The organism is Mesorhizobium sp. M1A.F.Ca.IN.022.07.1.1, assembly GCF_003997575.1.
In the GTDB taxonomy this organism is placed as follows: domain Bacteria; phylum Pseudomonadota; class Alphaproteobacteria; order Rhizobiales; family Rhizobiaceae; genus Mesorhizobium.
Genome location: NZ_RZST01000048.1, coordinates 1 through 23,859, shown reverse-complemented (window position 1 = coordinate 23,859; position 23,859 = coordinate 1). Strand labels below are relative to the sequence as shown.

The following is a 23,859-nucleotide window of genomic DNA, read 5'->3' as shown; positions in this document are numbered from 1 at the left end:
GGTGTAGACAGTGCCGTCGTCGGACACCGTCCAGCTTTCGGCGGCGCCCGGAATGAGGTTCGTCTTCGGGTCATGCATGACGAGGCCCTGGAACAGGTCGCGTATAATATCGGCCTCGTAGACCGTCGACGTCTTGTGCGGATCGACCGTCTCCGCCTCGGCAGCGGATCCGCGATTGTAGACGGTCTCGGCAAAGGCGGGCGTGTAGAAAGCACCGGTCGCCAAGGCCATCGTGGTGGCGAACACGGTCGCCTTCAGCAGGTTTTTGAGCATGAAGTCTCTCCCTTGTTGGCGCGGCCCCTCAACCACGCCTTGAGTGTTGACGCCCCGGAACCGTCAACGGGTCCCTTTTGAGCGCGCCCCGGTTCCCTTCCGGCGGCTGGTGGCGGGAGACTAGACAGAGGAATATCTTATTTCAACTGCCCGCTGCTTGACGTTGAGTGAGCAGCGTTTCGCTAAAACAGCGATATCTAAAGCTTAGGCGTCCCGTTCAACTGTGTGCACCTTTCGGTTGTCCCAGCCGTTTTCTGTTTTTGCAAGCAGGTTTTGGCATTCTCCGGCCCATGCTGAAGAACCGAAATTTCCTTGCTCCTTGGTTCCGTTTCCGGGCTGACGCCGCGGGCACGTCTGCGGTCGAATTCGCCATGCTGGCGCCGATCTTCATCCTGCTATTGCTCGGAATGGTTGCATACGGAATCTATTTCGGCGCCAGCCATTCGGTCCAGCAGATCGCCGCCGACGCGGCGCGAACGGCGATCGCCGGCCTCAACCAGACGGAGCGCCAGGCGCTGGTCACCGATTTCATCAGCCATGACGTCGCCGGCTATGCTTTTGTCGACCCGAAAAAGCTGACGGTCGACGCCAAGGACAGTACCGTCGACGGCAGCCAGTTCATCGTCTCAGTCAGCTATGACGCGCGCGACCTGCCGATCTGGAGCCTGTTCCGGACGCTGCCGTTGCCGGGCACCACGATCCAGCGCCAGTCGACGATCCGGGTCGGAGGCATATGATGCGCTACTCCGCGGGGAGAGTGATGGACGCTGCGCGACGGCTGATCGCCGACCGGCGCGCCAATTTCGCGGTTATGACCGCGCTCTGCACGCCAGTGGCGCTGACGCTGACCGCGTTCGCGATCGATGAGGGCTCGCTTTATAACGAACGCCGCGCCGCGCAGTCGATCGTCGACCTCGCCGCGATCACCGCCGCCGCCAACATCAACAAAGCCCAGCAAGCCGTGCTGACGACGCTGAGGGACAACGGAATCACGTCCGTCGCCGTGCAGCAGCAGGGCACCAAAATCGAGCCGACCGGCAGCAAGGCGGTCGTCGAGGTCGTGCCCGGACGCTATTCGGGGGTCAGTTCCATCGCGGCCGGCAGCCGCTTCGAAGCGGGCAAGCTGCCCTATAATGCCGTCCAGGTGTCGATGAAGAAGCTCGGCACGCTCTATTTCGCCGCTTCGGTGATGGCCCCGCCGGTGATCGGCACGACAGCCACCGCAAGCGCCCAGCCCGCAGCAGCATTCTCGGTCGGATCGCGGCTCGCCAGCGTCAATGGCGGCATCCTCAATGCGCTGCTCGGCGCGCTTCTGGGCGGCAACCTCTCACTCAGCGTGATGGACTACAATTCGCTGATCTCGGCCGATGTCGACGTGCTCTCCTTCACCGATGCGCTGGCGACGCAGCTGCGTCTGACCGGCGGTACCTATTCGGATGTGCTCGGCTCGAAGGCAACGGTCGGCCAGATCACCACCGCGATGGCCAACGTGCCCGGGCTCGACCGCACCGCCAAGCTCGCGCTGCAGACCATGGCCTCGAGCGCCACCAACTCGGTCAAGATCCCGCTTGGCCATCTCGTCGACCTCGGTTCGGTGGGCAGTCTGGGGCTCGGACAGAAGCCCGCCGGGCTTTCGGTCAGCGCCAGCGCCATGAGCATGCTGAGCGCAGCCGCGGCGCTCGCCAACGGCACGAACCAGGTTACGGTCGACCTCGGGGCGACGATACCGGGACTGACATCGACGACGCTCCAGGTCGCCATCGGCGAACCCATGCAATCCTTGCCATGGCTGGCGGTGGGAGAATTGGGCACGGTGGTGCGCACGGCGCAGACGCGCATCAAGCTCAATGCCAGCGTCGGGATTGGAAACGGGAACAACGGCAATGGCTTCGGCAACGGCACCGGAAATGGCACAGCCGGCATTAATCTGGGCGGCGGCGTCAAGCTGCTTGCCGTCAACCTGCCGCTCAATATCGAGGTCGCCTATGCCGAAGCCAAGCTGACCGACATCAGCTGCCCGACCGGCCCCTCCAGCATCAAGGTCTCAATCGCCGCGCAGCCGGGCGTCGTCGCGGCCCATCTCGCCGACAGCAACGCCAGCGGCTTCGCAGATTTCGGCAAGCCGCAATCCTTCAGCGACGCCGACATCGCCGACGTCAGCCTCAAGATGCTGCTGATCAACCTCAATCTGCTGCAGATCAAGGGATCGTCGGCCTTCTCGGTCACCAACATGGCGCCGACGAATCTGACCTTCAGCGCCACCGAGATCGCCAACAAGGCGATCAAGACAGTGTCGACCAAGAACCTGACGCAGTCGCTCACCACCTCGCTGGTGAACAACCTGTCGCTGACGGTCAACGCGCTCGGCCTCGGTCTCGACGCGACCACCCTGCTCGGCACGGTGAAGCCGGCGGTGACGACGCTGCTCAACGGCGTCACCGCGCCGGTCGACAACCTCGTCTACAATGTGCTTGCGGTGCTTGGCGTGCATGTCGGCGAGGCCTATGTGCGGGTCACCGGCGCGACTTGCGGACGCTCGGTGCTGGTCCAGTAGCGACCGTCAGCCAATTCTCCCGACGAAGCACCCCACAGGCGGCAGCGCCAGCGCAGTTTCTCCGAGAACACCGCCAAGAACGCCGGCGACGTCTACGGCAAGAACCGTTATCTCGACATCGCTGATCTCGGCCGGCAGCGTCCAGTTCGCCGGCTCACCGGCGAAGTTGAAGACGCATAGCAAGTTCTCGTTTTCGTGCTGACGGATGAAAGCAAGCACATCGCCCGCCGCCTCTAGGAACCGGATCGAGCCGGCGATCAGCGCCGGATGGCGCTTGCGCAAGGCCAGCATCGAGCGATAGGCGGCAAGGACAGAACCGTCCTCGCCCTCCTGCACATCGACCGCGCGGGCGCGATGCGACGGCGGTACCGGCAGCCAGGGCTTGCCCACGGAGAAGCCACCATTTTCGGCCCCGGCCTCCCACACCATCGGGGTGCGGCAGCCGTCCCTGCCCTTCACGCCCGGCCAAAAACGGATGCCCAGCGGATCGCGCAGGTCCTCATAGGCAAGCTCGGCTTCCTCCAGCCCAAGCTCCTCGCCCTGGTAGAGGCAGATCGAGCCGCGCAGGCAGGACAGCAGCGCGATCGCGAATTTCGCTACCGCATCAGGATTTTCGCCCGGCTGCGTCCAGCGGCTGACATGGCGCATGACGTCGTGGTTGGAGAAGGCCCAGCAGACCCAGCCGTCGGCAACCGCGTTCTCGAACGCCTCGACGCAGCCGCGCACATGGGCGGCCGAAAATTGCGGGCCGAGCAGGTCGAAGGTGTAGCACATCTGCAATTTGTCGCGGCCGGAGGTGTAGGCGGCGAGCGTCTGCAGCGAGCGCTCCTCGTCGCCCACTTCGCCGACGGCGGCACGGTCCGGATATTCGTCGAGCAACGCGCGCAAGCGCTTCAGGAAATCGAGATTCTCGGGGCGCGTCTTGTCGAAGAGATGCTCCTGGAAGGCGTAGGTGGTGGTGGCGACGTTGGTGCCGGCGACGCTTGAAGCCAGCGGCGGGTTGTCGCGCAGCCAGCGGTCGTGGACATAGTAGTTCACGGTATCCAGCCGGAACCCGTCAACGCCGCGCTTCAGCCAGAAGCGCACGGTGTCAAGGACCGCATCCTGCACCTCCGAATTGTGGAAATTCAGATCCGGCTGCGAGGCGAGAAAATTGTGCATGTAGTATTGCCGGCGGGTGGCGTCCCACTCCCAGGCCGGCCCGCCGAACAGCGACTGCCAGTTGTTGGGCGCACTGCCATCCGGCTTGGCGTCGGCCCAGACATACCAGTCCGCCTTGGCGTTGTCACGGCTGGCGCGGCTCTCGACAAACCATTCGTGCTTGTCGGACGAATGCGAGATCACCTGGTCGATGATGAGCTTGAGGCCGAGCCGGTGCGCCTCGGCGACCAGCGCGTCGAAATCCTCCAGTGTGCCGAACATCGGATCGACATCGCGATAGTCCGACACGTCATAGCCCATGTCGGCCATCGGCGACTTGAAGAAGGGCGAGAGCCAGACGGCGTCGACGCCGAGCGAAGCGACATGGGCAAGACGCGACGTTACCCCCTTGAGATCGCCGCTGCCGTCGCCGGTCGTATCCTGGAAGGAGCGCGGATAGATCTGGTAGACCACGCAGCCGCGCCACCATTCGGCATTCCCACCAGCCATTACGAACCCTTCCCGGCGTGGGCGTTTCCGGCCGCCCTGCGCTCGATCATGAAATTGACGGTGCGGCCGGGCAGCGGCCGCGCAAGGTCGATCGCCTGCGTCTCGATCGCCGAACGCCACTCGTAGCCATCTCGCAGCGGCAAGGTGAAGACGCATTGGCGGCGGTCGCCATTGACCATGACGGCAAGGCGACCGCGCTGGCTATCGCCGAGGATCATGACGAGGCGGTGTCGGCCGGGGTCGTTCCAGTCGCTCTCGCCGAGCGGCACGCCGGTTTCGGTCAACCACTCGACGTCGGGGATTTCCATTCCGTCTGCAGCTTTGCCGGTCAGGAAATTCGTGTCGGATAACGGCGGAAAGGCACGGCGCAGTTGCACAAGCGCTGCTGTGTACCGCTCCAGCGCCCGGTCGCGGCCGGCCCAGTCGAGCCAGGTGATGGCGTTGTCCTGCGCATAGGCGTTGTTGTTGCCCTTCTGTGTGCGGCCGAACTCGTCGCCGGCGGTCAGCATGATGGTGCCGCGCGAGGCAAAGAGCGTCGCCAGCAGCGCACGCTGGTCATCGAACCGGGCCTTGGCGATTTCGGCGTCATCGGACTCGCCCTCGACACCGTTGTTCCACGACAGATTGTCATTGTGGCCGTCGCGATTGTGCTCGCCGTTGGCCGCATTGTGCTTCTTCTCATAGGCAACGATGTCGGCCAGCGTCATGCCGTCATGCGCGGCGATGAAATTGACGCTGCGGCTCACCGGCTGGCCCGCCCTGCCGAAGACATCGGAGGAGCCGGCAAGCCGCGTGGCTAAAGCGCCGATCGCGCCCGCGTCGCCGCGCCAAAAGCGCCGGACGTCATCGCGATAGCGGTCGTTCCATTCAAGGTATGGCGGCCGGAAATTGCCGAGCTGGTAGCCGGTCGCGCCAATATCCCATGGCTCGGCGATCAGCACGCGGTCGGCGAGCACGGGGTCGCCGGCGATGGCTTCGAGAAGCGGCGCCTCCGGATCGAACGTGCCGTCAACGCGGCCGAGCACCGGCGCCAGATCGAAGCGGAAGCCGTCGACGCCGGCATGGCGGACGAAATGGCGCAGCGTGTCGAGCACCATCCTCTGCACGACCGGGTGGTCGCAGGCGACGGTGTTGCCGGTGCCGGTGTCATTGGCCAGTCGGCCGTCCGGCATGTGCCGGTAATAGGTCCGGGCGTCGAGGCCGCGCAGCGACAGTGTCGGCCCGAGCCGGTCGCTTTCGCCGGTGTGGTTGAAGACGAGGTCGAGGATCGTGCCGATACCCGCTTCACTCAGCGCCGCGACGGTATCGCGCAATTCGCTCAGGCCGCCCGGTGCCAGGCGGGGATCGAGCGCCATAAAGGTGACGGGGTTGTAGCCCCAGGCATTGTTCAGCCCCAGCGGCGGCAAATGGCGCTCGTCGATCGAGGCCGTGATCGGCATCAACTCGACGGCGGAAACGCCGAGACGCTTCAGATGCTCGACGACAGCCGGATGGGCAAGCGCCGCGATGGTGCCGCGCTGGGCCTCGGGGACGTCCGGATGCAGCCTGGTGAAGGAGCGGACGTTGAGTTCGTAAATCAGGCCGCCGGGCCGGAACAGCGGCGGCTGCGGCGGCTGCGGTTTGGGCAGGGAATGCGCAATTGCCTTTGGCATGAGCGAGGACGTGTCGGCGCCTTCATTGCGTTTGGCGGCCAGCCTCCAGTGATATTGGTATGGACGATCGACCTCGACGGCATACGGATCGATGAGAAGCTTGTTCGGATCGAACCAGAGGCCGCGCTCCGGCGCATAGTCGCCGTCGGCGCGAAAACCGTAACGCGTGCCGTTCCCAAGGCCGGGGACAAGGAGTGCATGCACGCCCTCGCCTTCCGGGTTGAGTTCCAGCCGGTCGATCTCGCGCGCGCCGCTGTCGTCGAAGAGCGAGACCCAAAGACGTCTGGCCGATGAGGAGCAAACGGCAAAGCGGATGCCTTCGGGAGTGATTCTGGCGCCGAGGGTCATGCGGGCCTCTCCCCTTCTCCCCTTGTGGGAGAAGGTGGATCGGCGCGCAGCGCCGAGACGGATGAGGGGCGTTGGAAGGAATGAGGCGTCGATGTTCTGGACACGGGTTTGCGCCAAGCTGGAGCACCCCTCAACCGTCCGAACTTCGCTCGGCCACCTTCTCCCACAAGGGGAGAAGGGGAAATCCTCACCACTTTCAAGTAATCACGCTCGGCTTGTTGCGACCGGTGTGGCTCTTGATGCCGGCGATGTCGTCGGCGGCGGCGATGAGGTCGGCGAGCGCTTCCTGCGTGTCGAGGTCATGCCTCGCCTTGTCGGGCTCGTAACGCTCGATATAGACGCGCAGCGTGGCGCCGGAAGTGCCGGTGCCGGAGAGCCGGAACACGACGCGCGAGCCGCCCTCGAACAGGATCCTGATGCCCTGGTGTTTGCTCACCGAGCCGTCGACCGGGTCGTGATAGGCGAAGTCGTCGGCGCTGGCGATCTTCATGCCGCGCACGCTGGTGCCGGGCAGCGAGCCGAGCTTGGCGCGCAATTCGTCGACCAGTGCGTTGGCGCGGTCTGTCTCGACCTCCTCATAGTCGTGGCGCGAGTAATAGTTGCGGCCGTAGCTTTCCCAGTGCTTGGTGACGATGTCCTTGCAGCTCTCGCCCCGCACAGCGAGGATGTTGAGCCACAGAAGCACGGCCCACAGCCCGTCCTTCTCGCGCACATGGTTGGAACCGGTGCCGGCGCTTTCCTCGCCGCAGATCGTCGCCATGCCGGCGTCGAGCAGATTGCCGAAAAACTTCCAGCCGGTCGGCGTCTCGTAGATGCCGACGCCGAGCTTCTCGGCGACGCGATCGGCCGCTCCGCTGGTCGGCATCGAGCGGGCGATGCCCTTCAGGCCTTCCTTGTAGCCGGGCGCCAGATGCGCATTGGCGGCCAGCATCGCCAGAGAATCCGAGGGCGTTACGAAGATGCCCTTGCCGATGATCAGGTTGCGGTCGCCGTCACCGTCGGAAGCGGCGCCGAAATCCGGCGCGTCCGGCCCCATCATCTCGTCATAGAGATGTTTGGCATGGACCAGGTTCGGATCGGGGTGATGGCCGCCGAAATCGGGCAGCGGCTTGAAATTGCGGCAGGTCCCGGCCGGGGCGCCGAGCCTACGCTCGAGGATCTCCTTGGCATAGGGGCCGGTCACCGCGTGCATGGCGTCGAAGCGCATGCGGAAGCCATATTTGAAATTCGCGCGGATGGCGTCGAAGTCGAACAGGCTCTCCATCAGCTCGGCATAGTCCTTGACCGGGTCGAACACCTCGACCGTCATGCCGCCGGCTTGGAAGGTGCCGATCGTGTCGATGTCGACGGTGCCGATGTCGGCGATCTTGAAGCTCGAGATCGTCTTGGACTTTTCGAAGATCGCGTCGGTGATCTTCTCCGGCGCAGGGCCGCCGTTGCCGGCATTGTATTTGATGCCGAAGTCCTCGTGCGGGCCTCCCGGATTGTGGCTGGCCGACAGGATGATGCCGCCAAAGGTCTTGTATTTGCGGATGATGTTGGACGCGGCCGGCGTCGACAGGATGCCGCCCTGCCCGACCATCACCTTGCCGAAGCCGTTCGCAGCGGCCATGGCGATGGCCGTCTGGATGACCTCGCGGTTGTAGAAACGGCCGTCGCCGCCGATCACCAGCGTCTTGCCCTGAAAATCTTCCAGCGCGTCGAAGATCGACTGGATGAAGTTCTCGGCATAGTGCTCCTGCTGGAAGACAGGCACCTTCTTGCGCAGGCCGGAGGTGCCGGGCTTCTGGTCGGTATAGGGTTTGGTAGGGACGGTTTTGATCATGCCTCAGGCAGCCCTTTTTGAAAGCAGCAAGCGATAGAGTTCGACATATTTCTCGGCGCTCTTGTCCCAGGAAACGTCGGCCTTCATGCCCTGGCGCTGGATCGAGGCCCAGGCGGCGGGTCTGGCATGCGCCTCAACGAGGCGACGGATGGCGTGCAGGAGGGCGCCGCCATTGTTCGGCGCGAATTGAAAACCGGTGGCGACGCCGGCCGAAAGTGCCGCCTCGTTGGCGTCGATGATCGTATCGGCGAGGCCGCCGGTGCGGGCGACGACCGGCACGCAGCCATAGCGCAATCCATAGAGCTGGGTCAGCCCGCAAGGCTCGAAGCGTGAAGGGATGACGATCGCGTCGCAACCGCCCTGCATGATGTGGGAGAGCGCCTCATCATAGCCGATGACGACGCCGACGCGGCCGCGATGCCGCGCGGCCCCGGCAAGCAGCGAGCCTTCGAGGCCGGCATCGCCCGAGCCCAGAACCGCCAGTCGTGCTCCGCGCTGAACGACGCCGTCGACCACGGCAGCCAAAATGTCCATGCCCTTCTGCCAGGTCAGACGGCTGACCACGCAGACGATCGGGCTGTCGTCAGGCTCGAGGCTGAAGCGGTCCTCCACGGCCTTGCGGTTCAGGGCGCGCGCTTCCAGCGTCTCGGCCGAGTAGTTGGCGACCAGGTGCTTGTCGGTCGCCGGGTTCCAGATGTCGACATCGATGCCGTTGACGATGCCGTAGAGGTCGACGGCGCGCATGTTGATCAGGCCGTCGAGGCCCATGCCGAATTCCGGCGAGCGGATTTCCTGCGCGTAGGTCGGGCTCACCGTGGTGATCGCCCAGGCGGCCTGCAGGCCGGCCTTGAGGAAGCCGACGCCGCCATAATATTCGACGCCATCGAGCTGCATCGCCACGCCCGGCAGGCCGAGCTCGCCGAAAATGCCGGAGCCGAACTGTCCCTGAAAAGCAAGGTTGTGCACGGTGATCAGCGACGGCACGCCGATCGCGTTGCCGTAGCGCATATAGGCGAGCGTCATTGCCGACTGCCAGTCATGGGCATGCACGAGGTCTGGCTGGTAGCCGGAGATCGCGCCGCCGGCGATGTCGCCGCCGACCTGACTCAGCGCCGCGAAGCGCCGCCAGTTGTCGGGCCAGTCGGAGCCGGAGGCGGTACCATAGGGCCCGCCCTGGCGGTCGAAAAGATGCGGCGCGTCGAGCACGAAGAGCTCGAGCTCGCCGATCTTGACGGCGTGAACCGAAGCCTTGCCGCCCTGCAGCAGCGGGTACTGATAGACGGCCTTCTTTTTCTTGAAAGCGTCCATCACCACCGGGTAGCCGGGGATGAGCGTGCGCATCGCCACGCCCTTGCTGGCGAGCGCGATCGGCAGGGCACCGGTCACGTCGGCAAGCCCGCCGGTCTTGATCAGCGGGAAGATTTCGGGCGTGACGGACAGAACCTGCATGCGCCTAAGATCCACGGCTAAAGTGACAGCTTGTTGATCAGACTGACAACTTGCCGATCAACCCTATCAGGTTGACAGCTTGTTGATCATATCCTGAGTGATCAGGCAGATGCCCTTTTCCGAAACGCGGAAGCGCTTGGCGTCGAGTGCCGCATCCTCGCCGACCACCAGCCCCTCCGGTATGTGGACGCCATGGTCGATGACGACGCGCTTGAGGCGCGCGTTGCGCCCAACCTGAACGTCGGGCAGCATCACCACTTCCTCGAGCTTCGCATAGGAATTGATGCGCGCGCCGGTGAAGATCAGGCTGCGGCGCAGCGATGCGCCGGAAACGATGCAGTCGCCGGACACCAGCGAGGAGATCGCCTCGCCGCGACGGCCGTCCTCGTCATGCACGAATTTGGCCGGCGGCTTCAATTCGGCATAGGTCCAGATCGGCCAATCCCGGTCGTAGAGATCGAGTTCGGGCGTGACATCGGTCAGGTCGATATTGGCTTCCCAATAGGCGTCCACCGTCCCGACGTCGCGCCAGTAAGGCTCCGACTCGTGCGAGGAGCGGACGCAGGATTTGGCGAAGCGGTGGGCGATCGCCTTACCGTGCTGGACGATGTAGGGGATGATGTCCTTGCCGAAGTCGCGGCTGGATCCTGGCTCGGCCGCGTCGCGGCGCAACTGCTCCATCAAGAACTTGGTCTTGAAGACATAGATTCCCATCGAGGCCAGCGCATGGTCCGGCTTGTCCGGTATGCCGGGCGGGTCGGCGGGTTTCTCGATGAAGGAGATGATGGTGTCCTTCTTGTCGACATGCATGACGCCGAAGCCGGTCGCCTCCATGCGCGGCACTTCGAGGCAGCCGACGGTGACGTCGGCGCCGGCATCGACGTGCTGGCGCAGCATCAGCTCGTAATCCATCTTGTAGATGTGGTCGCCGGCTAGGATGACCATGTATTCGGGGCCATAGGCCTCGATGATGTCGATGTTCTGGTAGACCGCATCCGCCGTGCCCTCGTACCACTGCGTTTCCGAGACGCGCTGGGAGGCGGGCAGGATGTCGAAGCTCTCGTTTCGTTCGGGGCGCAGGAAGTTCCAGCCGCGCTGCAGGTGTCGGATCAGCGAGTGCGCCTTGTATTGGGTGGCGACGCCGAGGCGGCGAATGCCGGAGTTGAGCGCATTGGACAGCGCAAAATCGATGATGCGCGTCTTGCCGCCGAAATAGACGGCGGGCTTGGCGCGCCGGTCGGTCAGCTCCTTGAGGCGGCTGCCGCGGCCGCCTGCCAGCACATAGGCCATGGCATCGCGCGCCAGCGGCTGGGTTCTCTTGATCTCTGCCATCGTTTGCCTCCCTCCTAAGCTGTCCGGACCTTTGCTTCATTCGCGACGAATTCCAGCATGATCGTCGACAGCGGCGGCAAGAGCATCGTCGCCGACGTGCCGCCCCCTTCCCCGCTCGCCACGATCATGCCGCCATTGCCCATGCCGGAGCCGCCATACTCGGCGGCGTCAGTGTTGATGATCTCGCGCCACTCGCCCGCCTTCGGCAGCGGCACGCGATAGTTCTCGCGCGGCACCGGCGTGAAGTTGGAAATGACGGCGATCGGGTTGCCGTCCGGCGCGCTGCGCAGCCAGGCAAAGACCGAATTGTCGCGATCGTCGACGATCAGCCAGGAGAAGCCTTCCGGCTCGCAGTCGCGCGCATGCAGCGCCGGGCGCGAACGATAGAGGTAGTTCAAGTCCCGCACCGCCTGCCGGACGCCGCGGTGCGGGGCGTGCTCTAGCAGATTCCAGTCGAGCGCGCGTTCCTCGCTCCACTCGCGGCGCTGGGCGAATTCCTGGCCCATGAACAGGAGCTTCTTGCCGGGATAACCCCACATGAAGGCGTAGTAAGCGCGCAGAGTGGCGAATTTCTGCCAGTCGTCGCCTGCCATCTTGTGGAGCAGCGTGCCCTTGCCGTGCACGACCTCGTCATGAGAGAGCGGCAGCACGAAATTCTCGGAAAAAGTGTAGACCAGGCCGAAGGTGATGTCGTTGTGATGGTGCTTGCGGTAGATCGGCTCCTTGGAGAAATACTCCAGCGTGTCGTGCATGAAGCCCATGTTCCATTTGAAGCCGAAGCCGAGTCCACCTTCATGCACCGGCTGCGATACCTTCGGCCATGAGGTCGATTCTTCGGCGATCGTCATCACCCCGGGATGATGGCCGTAAAGCTCCTTGTTCATCTTCTGCAGGAAGCTGACCGCCTGCAAATTCTCGCGCCCGCCTTTCTCGTTGGGGATCCACTCGCCTGACCTGCGCGAATAATCGAGGTAGAGCATCGAGGCGACAGCGTCGACGCGCAAACCGTCGACATGGTATTTTTCGGCCCAGAACAGCGCGTTGTTGACGAGGAACGACACCACCTCGCGGCGGCCGAAATTGTAGATGGCGGTATTCCAGTCGGGGTGAAAACCCTGGCGCGGGTCGGCATGCTCGTAGAGCGCGGTCCCGTCGAACTTCACCAGCCCATGCTCGTCGACGGGGAAATGCGCCGGCACCCAGTCGAGGATGACGCCGACGCCGGCACGATGCGCGCCGTCGACGAAGCGGGCGAAGCCGTCGGGATCGCCGAAGCGCGCGGTCGGCGCATAAAGGCCGGTCGTCTGGTAGCCCCAGGACGGATCGTAGGGGTGCTCCGAGATCGGCAGGAACTCGATATGGGTGAAGCCGGTTTCGACCACGTAAGGAATCAGCTGCGCGGCGAGCTCGTCCCAGGTGAGAAAGGTGCCGTCATCGCGGCGCTGCCACGAGCCGGCATGGACCTCGTAGATCGAGATCGCCTCGCGCCGCGGATCGGCCTTTTGCCAGAAGCTGCGATGCGCCTCGTCGCCCCATTGATGCGCGATCGGCGGCGCCGTCACCGAAGCGGTCGCCGGGCGCAGCTCGGACTCGAAGGCGAACGGATCGGCCTTGAGGGGCAGGCGCACGCCGTCGGGACCGATGATCTCGAACTTGTAAGGCTGGCCGGCGCCGAGGTCCGGAATGAACAGCTCCCAGATGCCGGTGTCCTTGCGGTCGCGCATGGTGTGCCGGCGGCCGTCCCAGTCGTTGAAGGCGCCGACCACCGAGACGCGCCGGGCGTTGGGAGCCCATACCGCGAAATGCACGCCGGTGGTCCCCTCATGCTCGATGATATGGGCGCCGAGCTTGTCGAAGAGCCTCAGGTGTGAGCCCTCCGCCATGTAGTAGTCGTCCATCGGGCCCAGCACCGGGCCGAAGGAATAAGGGTCGGTCAGCCACCAGTCGCCGCCGGCATTCCTCGCGTGATAGCGCAACGGCTGACGCTTGCGGATCGAAAGCTTGCCCTCGAAGAAGCCGGCATCGTTGCTGCGCACGAGTTCCCCGGCTTCCTTGCCGGTGAGCGTATAGGCGGTGACGCATTCGGCATTGGGTACGAAGCAGCGGGCGACAAAGCCCTTGCCGGCCGCGTGCACACCCAGAATTGCAAAGGGATCGCCATGTGTTCCGGCGACAATGGCCGCGACATCGCCGGCTGGCGCCAGTCCGTCCGGCCCGCTTGTTGCAGCGGTCGCGCGCGGCTTCCTCATCAGGCGGCGTCCCTCCCTGGGAACTATTCTGGTTTGTGCATATGTTGGCCCAAAACGGCTAGGCACTTTTGGGCGACATGCACGTCCACGTTGTCGGCGGCCTCATGCAATCACATCAGACAGGTACGTTCCAGATTTCTTTCGCGTATTGGCGAATGGTGCGATCGGACGAGAACCAGCCGACGCGGGCGACATTGCGGATGGCGCGCGCGTACCAGTCGGGACTGTTGCGCCAGACATCGTCGACCTCGCGCTGGCAGGCGGCGTAGGAGTCGAAATCGGCCGCCACCATGAACCAGTCGCTCTGATAAAGGCCGTTCATTAGGTCGCGGTAGCGGTTGGGATCGTCAGGCGAGAAGACGCCGGAGGAGATCGCCGACACCGCCTGCGACAACTCCGGCGAGGACGCGATCACGCCGCGCGGATTGTAGCCGTTGTCGCGGCGTTCGGCGACCTCGGCGGTGGTGAGGCCGAAGATGAAGATGTTGTCGTCGCCGACGCGCTCCTTGATCTCGACATTGGCGCCGTCGAGCGTGCCGATGGTCAAGGCGCCGTTGAGGGCAAACTTCATGTTGCCGGTGCCGGAAGCCTCCATGCCGGCGGTCGAGATCTGCTCGGAAAGATCGGCCGCCGGCATCATCACCTCGGCGAGGCTGACATTGTAGTTCGGCACGAACACAACCTTGAGCAGGCCGCGCGTCGAGGGATCGCCGTTGATCACCCGGGCGACGTCGTTGGCCAGTTTGATGATGAGCTTGGCGTTGTGGTAGCTCGGCGCCGCCTTGCCGCCGAAGAATTTAACCCGCGGCATCCAGTCCCGCTCGGGATGCGAGCGGATCTGGTCGTAGAGCGCGATCGCCTCCAGAATGTTGAGCAATTGGCGCTTGTATTCGTGGATGCGCTTGACCTGGATGTCGAACAGCGCTGAAGGATCGAGCCTGATGCCGAGCCGGTCGGCGACTAGGTTTGCAAGCCTCACCTTGTTCTGGCGCTTCACGGCGGCAAACTTCTCGCGGAAAGCGGAGTCGCCGGCAAGAGGATCGAGATCCTTGATCGCTTCGATGTCGTCCATGAAGCGGTTCCCGATCGCTTCGCGGGCAAGCGCGGTCAGGCCGGGATTGCACTGGATCAGCCAGCGCCTGGGCGTGATGCCGTTGGTCTTGTTGTTGATGCGGTCGGGATAGAGCTTGTGGAGATCGGCAAACACCGTCTCCTTCATCAGATCGGTGTGCAGCGCCGAGACGCCGTTGATCGAATGCGAGCCGACGAAAGCGAGATTGCCCATGCGCACGCGGCGGTCGCCATTTTCCTGGATCAGCGAGATGCGGGCGATCTGCTCGCCCGAGAATTTTCCGGTGGCCCGCGTCTCCAGGAGAACCTGGGCATTGATGGCGTAGACGATCTGCATGTGGCGCGGCAACAGACGCTCGAACAGCGGCACCGGCCAGCTTTCCAACGCCTCCGGCAGCAACGTGTGGTTGGTGTAGGCGAAGGTACGCTTGGTGATGTCCCAGGCAAGGTCGAAATCCATGCCGTGAACGTCCATCAGAAGCCGCATCAGCTCCGGCACGGCGACGGCCGGATGGGTGTCGTTCAGGTGGATCGCGGCCTTGTCGGGCAGCGACTTCAGGTCGCCGTACTGGCTGAGGTGGCGCTGGACGATGTCCTGCAGCGAAGCAGTCGAGAAGAAATATTCCTGGCGCAGCCGGAGCTCCTGCCCGGCCATGTGCGAGTCGGCCGGATAGAGAACGCGCGACAGCGCGTCGGCCTTGTTGCTTTCGGCGAGCGCGCCGATGTGGTCGCCGGCATTGAACTTGTCGAGCAGAATCGGGTCGATCGGCATGCCGGACCACAGCCGCAGCGTGTTGACGCGCTTGGCGCGCCAGCCCGCGACCGGCGTGTCATAAGCGACCGCCAGCACATGCTCGTTGGGCCTCCAGACATGGCGCTCCAGGCGGCCGTCCTTTGAGGTGATCGATTCCACCGAACCGCCGAAGCCGACCTCGAAGGAACGTTCGCGCCGCTCGAACTCCCATGGGTTGCCATGGTCGAGCCAGGTCTCCGGCAGCTCGACCTGCCAGCCGTCATGGATCTCCTGCCGGAACATGCCGTTGGCGTAGCGGATGCCGTAGCCGTGGGCGGGAATATCGACCGTTGCCATGCTTTCCATGAAGCAGGCGGCGAGCCGGCCGAGACCGCCATTGCCTAGGGCTGCGTCCGGTTCAAGGCCGGCGATCAAGTCGAGATCCACGCCGAGCGATGCCAGCGCCTCGCGCATGTTCTCCATCAGGCCGAGATTGGAGAAGGCGTCGCGCATCAGGCGCCCGATCAGGAATTCGAGCGAGAGATAGTAGACGCGCTTTTCCTGCTGGTCGTAGGCTTCCTTGGTCGCCTGGATCCAGTGATCGACGACGCGGTCGCGCACCACCTTGATCGAGGCGGTCAGCCAGTCGTAGGGCGTTGCGACGGTGGTGTCCTTGCCGACCCGGTATTTGAGCGACATCAAGACTTCTTCGGCGAGCGCCCAGGGATCGGGGTGGTCGAGAGCGGGGGCTTCGATCGTCATGGCGGGCTTCATATCGCCTCTCGTTCGGTTGGCCTGATCATAGCGGCTTTCACCGTTTCTCCTACCCCAGTTTGCCGCACTGCAGCATATAATGTTAAATCGATTTAGGACGGAGTGTCCATCCGATGCACCTGCGGCCAATTGCTATGGTGGACGGAAATCAGGCCGCCAGCGCGTCCTCCGGCGGCTTCTTGGCGCCGGTCATGAGCGCGACGGCATCCGACATCGAAATCTGCTTCGGATCGACGACGCATAGACGCCGTCCAAGCCGGTGGATGTGGATGCGATCGGCAACCTCGAAGACATGCGGCATGTTGTGCGAGATGAGCACGATCGGCAGGCCGCGCTTCTTGACGTCGAGGATCAGCTCGAGGACGCGGCGACTTTCCTTGACACCGAGCGCCGCCGTCGGTTCGTCCATGATCACCACCTTCGATCCGAAGGCGGCGGCGCGAGCCACGGCGACGCCTTGGCGCTGGCCGCCCGAAAGCGTCTCCACCGCCTGGCTGATGTTCTGGATGGTCATCAGGCCGAGTTCGGTCAGCTTGTCGCGGGCGCGCTTTTCCATCGCCGGACGATCCAGCATGCGGAACCAGCTGCCGAGCGGACCCGGTTTGCGGATCTCGCGGCCGAGAAACATGTTGTCGGCGATCGACAGCGCCGGCGACAATGCCAGGTTCTGGTAGACGGTCTCGATCCCCGCCTCGCGGGCCTCGATGGGCGATTTGAACTGGACCTGCTTGCCGTCCAGCTCAATCACCCCTTCATCGGGATGCACGGCGCCGGAGATCGCCTTGATGAGCGTCGACTTGCCGGCGCCGTTGTCGCCGATCACGGCCAGGATTTCACCCGGGTAGAGATCGAAGTCGCAGTTGTTGAGCGCGGTCACGCGGCCGTAGCGCTTGGTTAGACCGCGCGCGGTGAGAACAGCCTGCTGGGTCATGGTTACACCGAAACCTTTCTGATCCACTGGTCGATCGCCACGGCGCCGATAATCAGGACACCGGTGAGCAGCACTTTCCATTGCGGGTCAGCGCCCAGCATGTTGAGGCCCATCGAGACGACGCCGACGATCATGGCGCCGAACAGCGTGCCGAGGATGGAGCCGCGGCCGCCAAAGAGCGAGATGCCCCCGATCACGGTCGCGGTGATCGCTTGCAGATTGTAGTCGGTGACGGCGGCGGACGGCGAGATCGAGCCGTTGCGGCCGATCGACACCCAGGCAGCGAAGGCGGCGATCAGACCGGCAAGCGTATAGACGGCCATCAGCACAGACTTGGTCTGGATACCGGAGAGTTTCGCCGCTTCCGGGTCGTCGCCGACGGCATAGACATGGCGGCCCCACGCCGTGTGGTTGAGCACATACCACAAGAGCAGCACCAACAGGACCATGGCGATGACGCCGGCCGTCAGCACGGCGGAGCCGACCCTGAAGCTCAGCGCGAAGAGATGCAGCAGCGGCGCCTGAGCGTCGACATCGGCGTCGCGGATCGTCTCATTGGCCGAGTAGATGAAATTGGTGGCCATGACGATGTTCCAGGTGCCCAGTGTCACGATGAAGGGCGGCAATTTCATATAGGCGACCAACAAGCCGTTGAGCATGCCGCAAACCGCGCCTGCGCCAAGCCCAAGCACCACGGCCAGGATTGTCGGCATGCCATAGGTGATGGCGCAGTTGCCCATGACCACCGCCGAGATGACCATCACCACGCCGATCGAAAGATCGATGCCGGCGGTCAGGATGACCAGCGTCTGGGCAGCGCCCAGGATGCCGACGATGGCGATCTGCTGCAGGATCAGCGTCAGCGTGTAGGACGAAAAGAAGCGGCCGCCGATGGCAACGCCAAAGATGATGACCGACAGCACCAGCACGATCAGCGGCACCGCCGCCGGCGTGGAGTGCAGGAAATGCTGGGCGCGCTTGACGAACGACTTGCCGTGCTCGTCGAAGGCCGCGACGCTGCTGTCGCTGCCCGAAAGTACCTTCTCGAATTCCTGAATCTGAGACATGTATCCTCCCGTATGCGCACAGCCTTCTCATTGCTGCGCGCGCCGTCGACGCCTCTTCCGGTCTGTCGCCAGGATTGTCCGCGCTTGACGAAGGCGCATCGTCCACCCGATGCGGCCGGGGATCAAGCCCCCAGCCGCAAGCTTTGTGAACCGTCAGAGCGTCAGCCCCAGCACTTGGCGAGGCCTTCCTTGGTGTCGATCGACTTGACGCCGTTGGCCGGCTTGTCGGTGACGAGATTGACGCCGGTGTCGAAGAAGTTCTTCCCTTCGGTCGGCTTCGGCTTCGTTCCGTCCTTGGCAAATTTGGCGATCGCCTCGATGCCGAGCGCCGCCATCTGCAGCGGGTACTGCTGCGAGGTGGCGCCGATAACGCCCTCGGCAACCGACTTGACGCCCGGGCAGCCGCCGTCGACCGAAACGATCAGCACCTGCTTTTCCAGACCGACGGCCTTGAGCGCCTGGTAGGCACCGACTGCGGCCGGCTCGTTGATGGTGTGGATGACGTTGATGGTGTTGTCCTTTTGCAGGAGGTTCTCCATCGCCTTGCGGCCGCCTTCCTCGTTGCCGTTGGTCACGTCGTGGCCGACGATGCGCGGATCGTCTTCGTCGCCGATCTTGTTGGGATCCTTCACGTCGATGCCGTAGCCCATCATGAAGCCCTGGTCGCGCAGAACGTCGACGGTCGGCTGGGAGGGAGTGAGGTCGAGGAAGCCGATCTTGGCGTCCTTGGCCTTGTCGCCGAGCGTGGCGGCGGCCCAGGCGCCGATCAGCTTGCCGGCCTCCAGATTGTCGGTGGCGAAGGTCGCATCGGCAGCGTCGATCGGATCGAGCGGCGTGTCGAGGGCGATCACCAGCAGGCCGGCGTCACGCGCCTTCTTCACCGTCGGCACGATGCCCTTGGTGTCAGAGGCGGTGATCAGGATGCCCTTGGCGCCGTCGGCAATGCAGCTCTCGATCGCCGCGACCTGGCTCTCGCTGTCGCCGTCGATCTTGCCGGCATAGGTCTTCAGGTCGACGCCGAGTTCCTTGGCCTTGGCGGTGGCGCCTTCCTTCATCTTCACGAAGAAGGGATTGGTGTCGGTCTTGGTGATCAGGCAGGCGCCGACGCCCGCAGCCGATGCGGACGAGGCGAATGCGAGCAGGCCCAGCCCGGCCGCCGCGAATACGGTGGACTTCAGCAGCGATTTCTTGGTCACGATTTCCTCCCAATGGAACCATTCCGGACGCCGGCCAACCCGGCGCCTCGAGCGCATCCAACCATTTTTCCCAGCGTGGACGCCACCCCAAAAGACACCAGTCCGCATCATCTGTCAATAATTAAATCACTCTTATTTATTATTGACAGACTTGCGCTGTTCACTCATTCTGAACGAAAAGCCAGTGTGGGGAAACCGACGGGAGGAACAGGGTGGAGACCGGCATTGCGAGGCACGGTTCGCCCGAGGCTCTGGAGAGCCGGCTGCATCGCGGCACGAACCAGAGCGGCATGCGCGACCACAATGAAAGGCTGGTGCTGTCACTGGTGCGCCAGCATGGCAGCCTCGCCAAATCCGACATCGCGCGCATGACCGGGCTGTCGGCCCAGACGGTATCCGTCATCATGCGGGAGCTGGAAGAGGACAAGCTGCTCGTGCGCCAGGCGCCGCTGCGCGGCAAGATCGGCCAGCCGTCGATCCCGATGGCGCTCAATCCGGAAGGAGCTTTCTTCATCGGTCTCAAGATCGGCCGCCGCAGCGCCGAGCTGGTGCTGATCGACTTCCTCGGCAATGTGCGATCGATGCTGCAGAATTCCTATCGTTATCCGGCGCCGCGCGAGACGGTGGAGTTCGTCGGCGCTGGGATCAAACAAATGCGCGGCGAGCTGACACCCGCGCAGGACAAGCGCATCGCCGGGCTCGGGATCGCCATGCCGTTCGAGCTTTGGAGCTGGGCCGACACAGCCGGCGCGCCGCGCGAGATCATGGATGAATGGCGCCATCGCGACATCCGCGCCGACATCCAGTCCCAATGCGACTTTCCGGTCTATCTGCAGAACGATGCCACGTCCGCTTGCGGGGCAGAGCTCGTCTTCGGCCAGGCAGGCGCGGCGCGCGACTTCGTCTATTTCTATATCGGCGCCTTTGCCGGCGGCGGCATCGTGCTCAACGGCCGGCTGTTCGGCGGGCCGACCGGCAATGCCGGCGCCCTGGGTTCGATGCCGGTGCCCGGGCCGGACGGCAAGCCGACACAGCTTATCGATGTCGCCTCGATCGCCATGCTGGAAAAGGCGCTGAGCGCCAAGGGCATCGACGGCTCCTATCTGTGGACCTCGCCGCAGGAATGGGGCGAGATCGGCGCCGAGCTCGACGACTGGATCGCAAGTGCTGCACAAGCGCTGGCCTATGCGATCGTTGCCGCCTCGTCGGTCATCGATTTCGAGGCCGCGGTGATCGACGGCTGGATGCCGCTCGACGTGCGGCGGAGGCTTGTCGATGCGGTGACGGACGCGATCACCGGTATCGACGCCGAGGGGCTGAAGCTGCCGGTCGTACGCGAAGGAACGGTCGGCATCCATGCGCGGGCGCTTGGCGGCGCCAGCCTGCCGCTTTCCGAACGCTTCCTGATCGGACCGACGACGATTTCCAGGAGCGCCTGACCATGCTGATCGGCATTCCGTCGCTGCTCGGTCCGCAGCTTCTGGCGACGCTCAGGGCCATGGGCCATGGCGACGAGATCGCCATCGTCGACGGCAATTATCCGGCCGAGGAACAGGCGCGCAGGCTGATCCGCGCCGACGGCCATGCCGTCATTTCGGTGCTGGACGCCGTTTTGAGCGTGCTGCCGGTGGATGAGGCGGTGCCGGAGGCCCTGTTCCGCGCCTCGGTCAAAGGCGATCCGGCGCTCGCCGATCCCGTGCATCACGAGATGGAAGCGGTCTGCGCCAAACGCGCGCCGGGCCGCAAGGTGATTGCGCTGGCGGGGGCCGACTTCTATGCACGCGTCAAGGCCGCGCATGCGATCGTCGCGACCAGCGAGCCAAGGCTTTATGCCAACATCATCATCCGTAAGGGCGTGATCCATCCGCCGGAGACCGAGACACAATGATCCTCTGCTGTGGCGAAGCCCTGATCGACATGCTGCCGCGCACGACGGCGGAAGGCGAAGCGGCCTTCGCGCCTTATGTCGGCGGAGCGGTGTTCAACACGGCGGTCGCGCTCGGACGGCTGGGCGCTCCGGCAGGCTTCTTCTCAGGTCTCTCCTCCGACCTGTTCGGCGGCCAGCTCCGCGAGGCGCTGGGAGCCAGCAAGGTGAGCTCGACCTATGCGCACACCTCGCCCAAGCCGACCACGCTCGCCTTCGTGCGGCTCACAGATGGCCAGGCGACCTATACGTTCTACGACGAGAACACCGCCGGGCGCATGCTCGCCATCGAGGACCTGCCGAAGCTCGGCGCCGAGATCGAGGCGATGCTGTTCGGCGCGATCAGCCTGATCTCGGAACCGGCGGGATCGGCCTATGAGGAGTTCATGCGGCGCGAGCACAACAGCCGGGTGATGATGCTCGACCCCAACATCCGGCCCAACTTCATTCCGGACAAGGCCAAGCATCTGAGGCGCATCCGCGAGATGATGGCGATGGCCGACATCGTCAAACTGTCGGACGAAGACCTCAACTGGTTCGACGAAGCGGGCTCGCACGAGGAGGTCGTGCGTAACTGGCTTGACCGCGGTCCCAGCCTGATCGTCGTCACCCATGGCAGCGAAGGCGCCGTCGGCTTCAGCAGGGAGCACAAGGTCACGGTGGTGCCGCGGAAGGTGAAGGTGGTCGACACCGTCGGCGCGGGCGACACCTTCAATGCCGGCATCCTTGCCTCGCTGCACGAGCAGGGTCTGCTCACCAAAGCAGCGATCGGCGGCCTCTCGGAGGAAGCCATCCGCAGCGCGCTGGAGCTTGGCGGCAAGGCGGCCGCCGTGACGGTATCTCGGGCCGGCGCCAACCCGCCATGGCGGCACGAAATCGCCTGATCGGCTGACCGGTCCCGCCGGCGATCCGTGCCCGAGCGATCACTTTATGTTTCGAAGGGCCGGAACAGCGCGACAAGAGCCGCTTCGAATACGCTTGGAAGCCCGGATTTCCGGCTTCTTCTGGCAATGCGCAGGCAAAAAACGGTAACAGGCTGCGACACTTGCGCAATTCGCCCTGGCCATGGCCGGCTTTTTCAGCCGTGGCAAGTCTGGTACCAGCGGGCCGGTTTACTGGCAGCATCTGAGGCCGACATGCAGTTCATCGATCTTGGCGCGCAGCGCGAACGAATCCGCGACCGGCTGAAGGCCGCGATCGACACGGTGGTCGAAGACGGCCGTTACATCCTCGGCCCGCAAGTCGCAGAATTCGAGAACAAGCTCGCGGCTTACGTCGGCGTCAAGCATGTGGTGGCCTGCGCCAACGGCACCGATGCGCTGCTTCTGCCGCTGTTTGCGGCCGGCATCGGTCCGGGCGATGCCGTGTTCGTGCCAAGCTTCACCTTCGCCGCGACGGCCGAAGTGGTGGCGCTCGCCAAGGCCAAGCCTGTCTTCGTCGACGTCGATCCCGACACCTACAACATCGATATCGCCAGCCTCGAGGCGGCGATCGACATGATCAAGAAGCAAGGAAGGCTGAAGCCGAAGGCGATCATCCCGGTCGACCTGTTCGGACTTGCCGCCGACTACGAGGCGATCATGGCGATCGCAAAGCGCGAGAGCCTGCTGGTGATCGAGGACGCCGCCCAGTCGATGGGCGGCTCGGCCGACGGCACGATGTGCGGCGCCTTCGGCCATGTCGGCTCGACCAGCTTCTATCCGGCCAAGCCGCTCGGCTGCTACGGCGACGGCGGCGCGATGTTCACCAATGATGCTGCGCTCGCCGACAAGCTGCGCTCCTTCGCCTTCCACGGCAAGGGCGAGACGCAGTACGACAACATCCGGGTCGGCATCAATTCGCGCCTCGACACGCTGCAGGCGGCGATCCTGATCGAGAAGCTCGCCATCCTCGAGGAAGAGATGGTGGCCCGCCAGGCGGTCGCCGACCGTTACGCCAATGGGCTTGGCGACATCGTCAAGGCATCACGCAATCTCGGCCACGGCCGCTCGGCCTGGGCGCAATATGCCATCGAGACGCCGAAACGCGACGGGTTGAAGGCCCATCTCGGCGAAAAAGGCATCCCGTCGGTCATCTATTACGTGAAGCCGCTGCACGAACAAATCGCCTACCGCGATTATCCGCGTACGCCGACCGGTCTTGCGGTTTCGGAGAAGCTGCCGAAGCAGATCCTCTGTCTGCCGATGCACGCCTATCTCAGCGAAGCCGACCAAGACAAGATCATCGAGACGATCCGCAACTATATCGGCTCGAACTCGGCGCAGGTCGCGGCTGCCTGATCTCGGCCCTTGAGCGGGAGATTAAACCTCCACGCCCTTCCCCGTCGCAATGAAATACGGGTTGGCGAAATCCGTGTCATTGGCCTGGTTGCGTTTGCCGTAGACGAGCGGCTGGCCGTCCAGCGTGCGGGTCATGCCGCCGGCGGCGCGCAGCACCGCATCGCCAGCGGCCGTGTCCCACTCCATGGTGCGGCCGAAGCGCGGATAAACGTCAGCCTCGGCGGCGGCGAGCAGGCAGAATTTCAGCGACGAGCCTATCGAGACGATTTCGGTGGCGCCGAGATCGCGGATGAAGGCTTCGGTTTCCGGCGTGTTGTGCGAGCGGCTGGCGACGACGGCGAGCGGCGTGCCGCCTGCCCGCACGGTGATTGGCCGACGGCCGGCGATACGATAGTCGCCGTCGATGTCGATCGCTTCCGCCGTCCCCGCCCGACCGGAGAAGAAACGTCCTGTGCAAGGCGCGAACACGACGCCGACTTCCGGCACGCCGTGGCGGACCAGCGCAATGTTGACGGTGAAATCGGTGCGGCGGTTGACGAATTCCTTTGTGCC

At 64.2% G+C, this 23,859-nt stretch carries 17 protein-coding genes and 1 pseudogene; 6 read left to right on the top strand and 12 right to left on the bottom strand.

Annotated features, from left to right (window positions below; all coding sequences use genetic code 11):
* A pseudogene (locus EOA75_RS08435) lies at nucleotides 1-273 on the bottom strand (peptide ABC transporter substrate-binding protein); the annotation flags it as partial.
* A gap of 290 nt (nucleotides 274-563) precedes the next feature.
* Between EOA75_RS08435 and EOA75_RS08430 the strand changes: the two are divergent.
* Entirely contained in the window at nucleotides 564-1,010 is a 447-nt protein-coding gene (locus EOA75_RS08430) for a TadE/TadG family type IV pilus assembly protein (protein WP_082980554.1), read from the top strand.
* Nucleotides 1,011-1,033: 23 nt separating this feature from the next.
* A complete protein-coding gene (locus tag EOA75_RS08425; protein ID WP_245466590.1) occupies nucleotides 1,034-2,827 on the top strand; it encodes a pilus assembly protein TadG-related protein in 1,794 nt (597 codons plus the stop codon).
* A 6-nt stretch (nucleotides 2,828-2,833) separates the two neighbouring features.
* On the opposite strand, the gene EOA75_RS08420 is transcribed toward EOA75_RS08425, so the two are convergent.
* From EOA75_RS08420 to EOA75_RS08375, 10 genes are all read right to left on the bottom strand, one after another.
* The gene (locus EOA75_RS08420) at nucleotides 2,834-4,477 is read right to left on the bottom strand and encodes an alpha-glucosidase family protein (protein WP_127214376.1); all 1,644 of its coding nucleotides are present in this window, start codon (nucleotides 4,475-4,477) and stop codon (nucleotides 2,834-2,836) included.
* Nucleotides 4,477-6,477 (bottom strand): glycogen debranching protein GlgX, encoded by a 2,001-nt coding sequence (gene glgX / locus EOA75_RS08415; protein WP_127324057.1) that lies wholly within the window; start codon nucleotides 6,475-6,477, stop codon nucleotides 4,477-4,479. The genes EOA75_RS08420 and glgX overlap by 1 nt, the downstream gene beginning before the upstream one ends.
* A 196-nt stretch (nucleotides 6,478-6,673) precedes the next feature.
* Nucleotides 6,674-8,302 (bottom strand): alpha-D-glucose phosphate-specific phosphoglucomutase, encoded by a 1,629-nt coding sequence (locus tag EOA75_RS08410; RefSeq protein WP_127324056.1) that lies wholly within the window; start codon nucleotides 8,300-8,302, stop codon nucleotides 6,674-6,676.
* Nucleotides 8,303-8,305: 3 nt separating this feature from the next.
* Nucleotides 8,306-9,751: a glycogen synthase GlgA gene (gene glgA, locus EOA75_RS08405; RefSeq protein ID WP_127241980.1), complete on the bottom strand. Its 1,446-nt coding sequence runs from the start codon at nucleotides 9,749-9,751 to the stop codon at nucleotides 8,306-8,308.
* A gap of 66 nt (nucleotides 9,752-9,817) precedes the next feature.
* The gene (glgC, locus tag EOA75_RS08400) at nucleotides 9,818-11,083 is read right to left on the bottom strand and encodes a glucose-1-phosphate adenylyltransferase (protein WP_067327922.1); all 1,266 of its coding nucleotides are present in this window, start codon (nucleotides 11,081-11,083) and stop codon (nucleotides 9,818-9,820) included.
* A 14-nt stretch (nucleotides 11,084-11,097) separates the two neighbouring features.
* Complete coding sequence (gene glgB, locus EOA75_RS08395) at nucleotides 11,098-13,332, bottom strand: 1,4-alpha-glucan branching protein GlgB (protein WP_127324055.1); 2,235 nt, start codon at nucleotides 13,330-13,332, stop codon at nucleotides 11,098-11,100.
* Nucleotides 13,333-13,447: 115 nt separating this feature from the next.
* Complete coding sequence (locus EOA75_RS08390; RefSeq protein WP_127324054.1) at nucleotides 13,448-15,910, bottom strand: glycogen/starch/alpha-glucan phosphorylase; 2,463 nt, start codon at nucleotides 15,908-15,910, stop codon at nucleotides 13,448-13,450.
* 148 nt (nucleotides 15,911-16,058) lie between these two features.
* The gene (locus EOA75_RS08385) at nucleotides 16,059-16,841 is read right to left on the bottom strand and encodes an ATP-binding cassette domain-containing protein (RefSeq protein ID WP_066997791.1); all 783 of its coding nucleotides are present in this window, start codon (nucleotides 16,839-16,841) and stop codon (nucleotides 16,059-16,061) included.
* A gap of 2 nt (nucleotides 16,842-16,843) precedes the next feature.
* A complete protein-coding gene (locus EOA75_RS08380; RefSeq protein WP_066997793.1) occupies nucleotides 16,844-17,908 on the bottom strand; it encodes an ABC transporter permease in 1,065 nt (354 codons plus the stop codon).
* A gap of 161 nt (nucleotides 17,909-18,069) precedes the next feature.
* A complete protein-coding gene (locus EOA75_RS08375) occupies nucleotides 18,070-19,104 on the bottom strand; it encodes a sugar ABC transporter substrate-binding protein (RefSeq protein ID WP_066998169.1) in 1,035 nt (344 codons plus the stop codon).
* Nucleotides 19,105-19,316: 212 nt separating this feature from the next.
* On the opposite strand from EOA75_RS08375, the gene EOA75_RS08370 reads away from it, so the two are divergent.
* The 4 genes from EOA75_RS08370 to EOA75_RS08355 all read left to right on the top strand — a co-directional run bounded on the left by EOA75_RS08370 (nucleotide 19,317) and on the right by EOA75_RS08355 (nucleotide 23,307).
* On the top strand, nucleotides 19,317-20,543 hold the full coding sequence (locus EOA75_RS08370) for an ROK family transcriptional regulator (protein ID WP_095781659.1): 1,227 nt from the start codon (nucleotides 19,317-19,319) through the stop codon (nucleotides 20,541-20,543).
* Between the two features lie 2 nt (nucleotides 20,544-20,545).
* Nucleotides 20,546-20,992 (top strand): RbsD/FucU domain-containing protein, encoded by a 447-nt coding sequence (locus EOA75_RS08365; RefSeq protein WP_127214382.1) that lies wholly within the window; start codon nucleotides 20,546-20,548, stop codon nucleotides 20,990-20,992.
* Nucleotides 20,989-21,912 carry a carbohydrate kinase gene (locus EOA75_RS08360; RefSeq protein ID WP_127324053.1) on the top strand — a complete coding sequence of 308 codons (924 nt, stop codon included), beginning with the start codon at nucleotides 20,989-20,991 and terminating at the stop codon, nucleotides 21,910-21,912. The genes EOA75_RS08365 and EOA75_RS08360 overlap by 4 nt, the downstream gene beginning before the upstream one ends.
* A gap of 252 nt (nucleotides 21,913-22,164) precedes the next feature.
* Entirely contained in the window at nucleotides 22,165-23,307 is a 1,143-nt protein-coding gene (locus EOA75_RS08355) for a DegT/DnrJ/EryC1/StrS aminotransferase family protein (RefSeq protein ID WP_127324052.1), read from the top strand.
* Nucleotides 23,308-23,328: 21 nt separating this feature from the next.
* On the opposite strand, the gene EOA75_RS08350 is transcribed toward EOA75_RS08355, so the two are convergent.
* Nucleotides 23,329-23,859 (bottom strand): inositol monophosphatase family protein (locus EOA75_RS08350; RefSeq protein WP_281058522.1); only part of this gene is annotated, 531 nt, incomplete at its 5' end.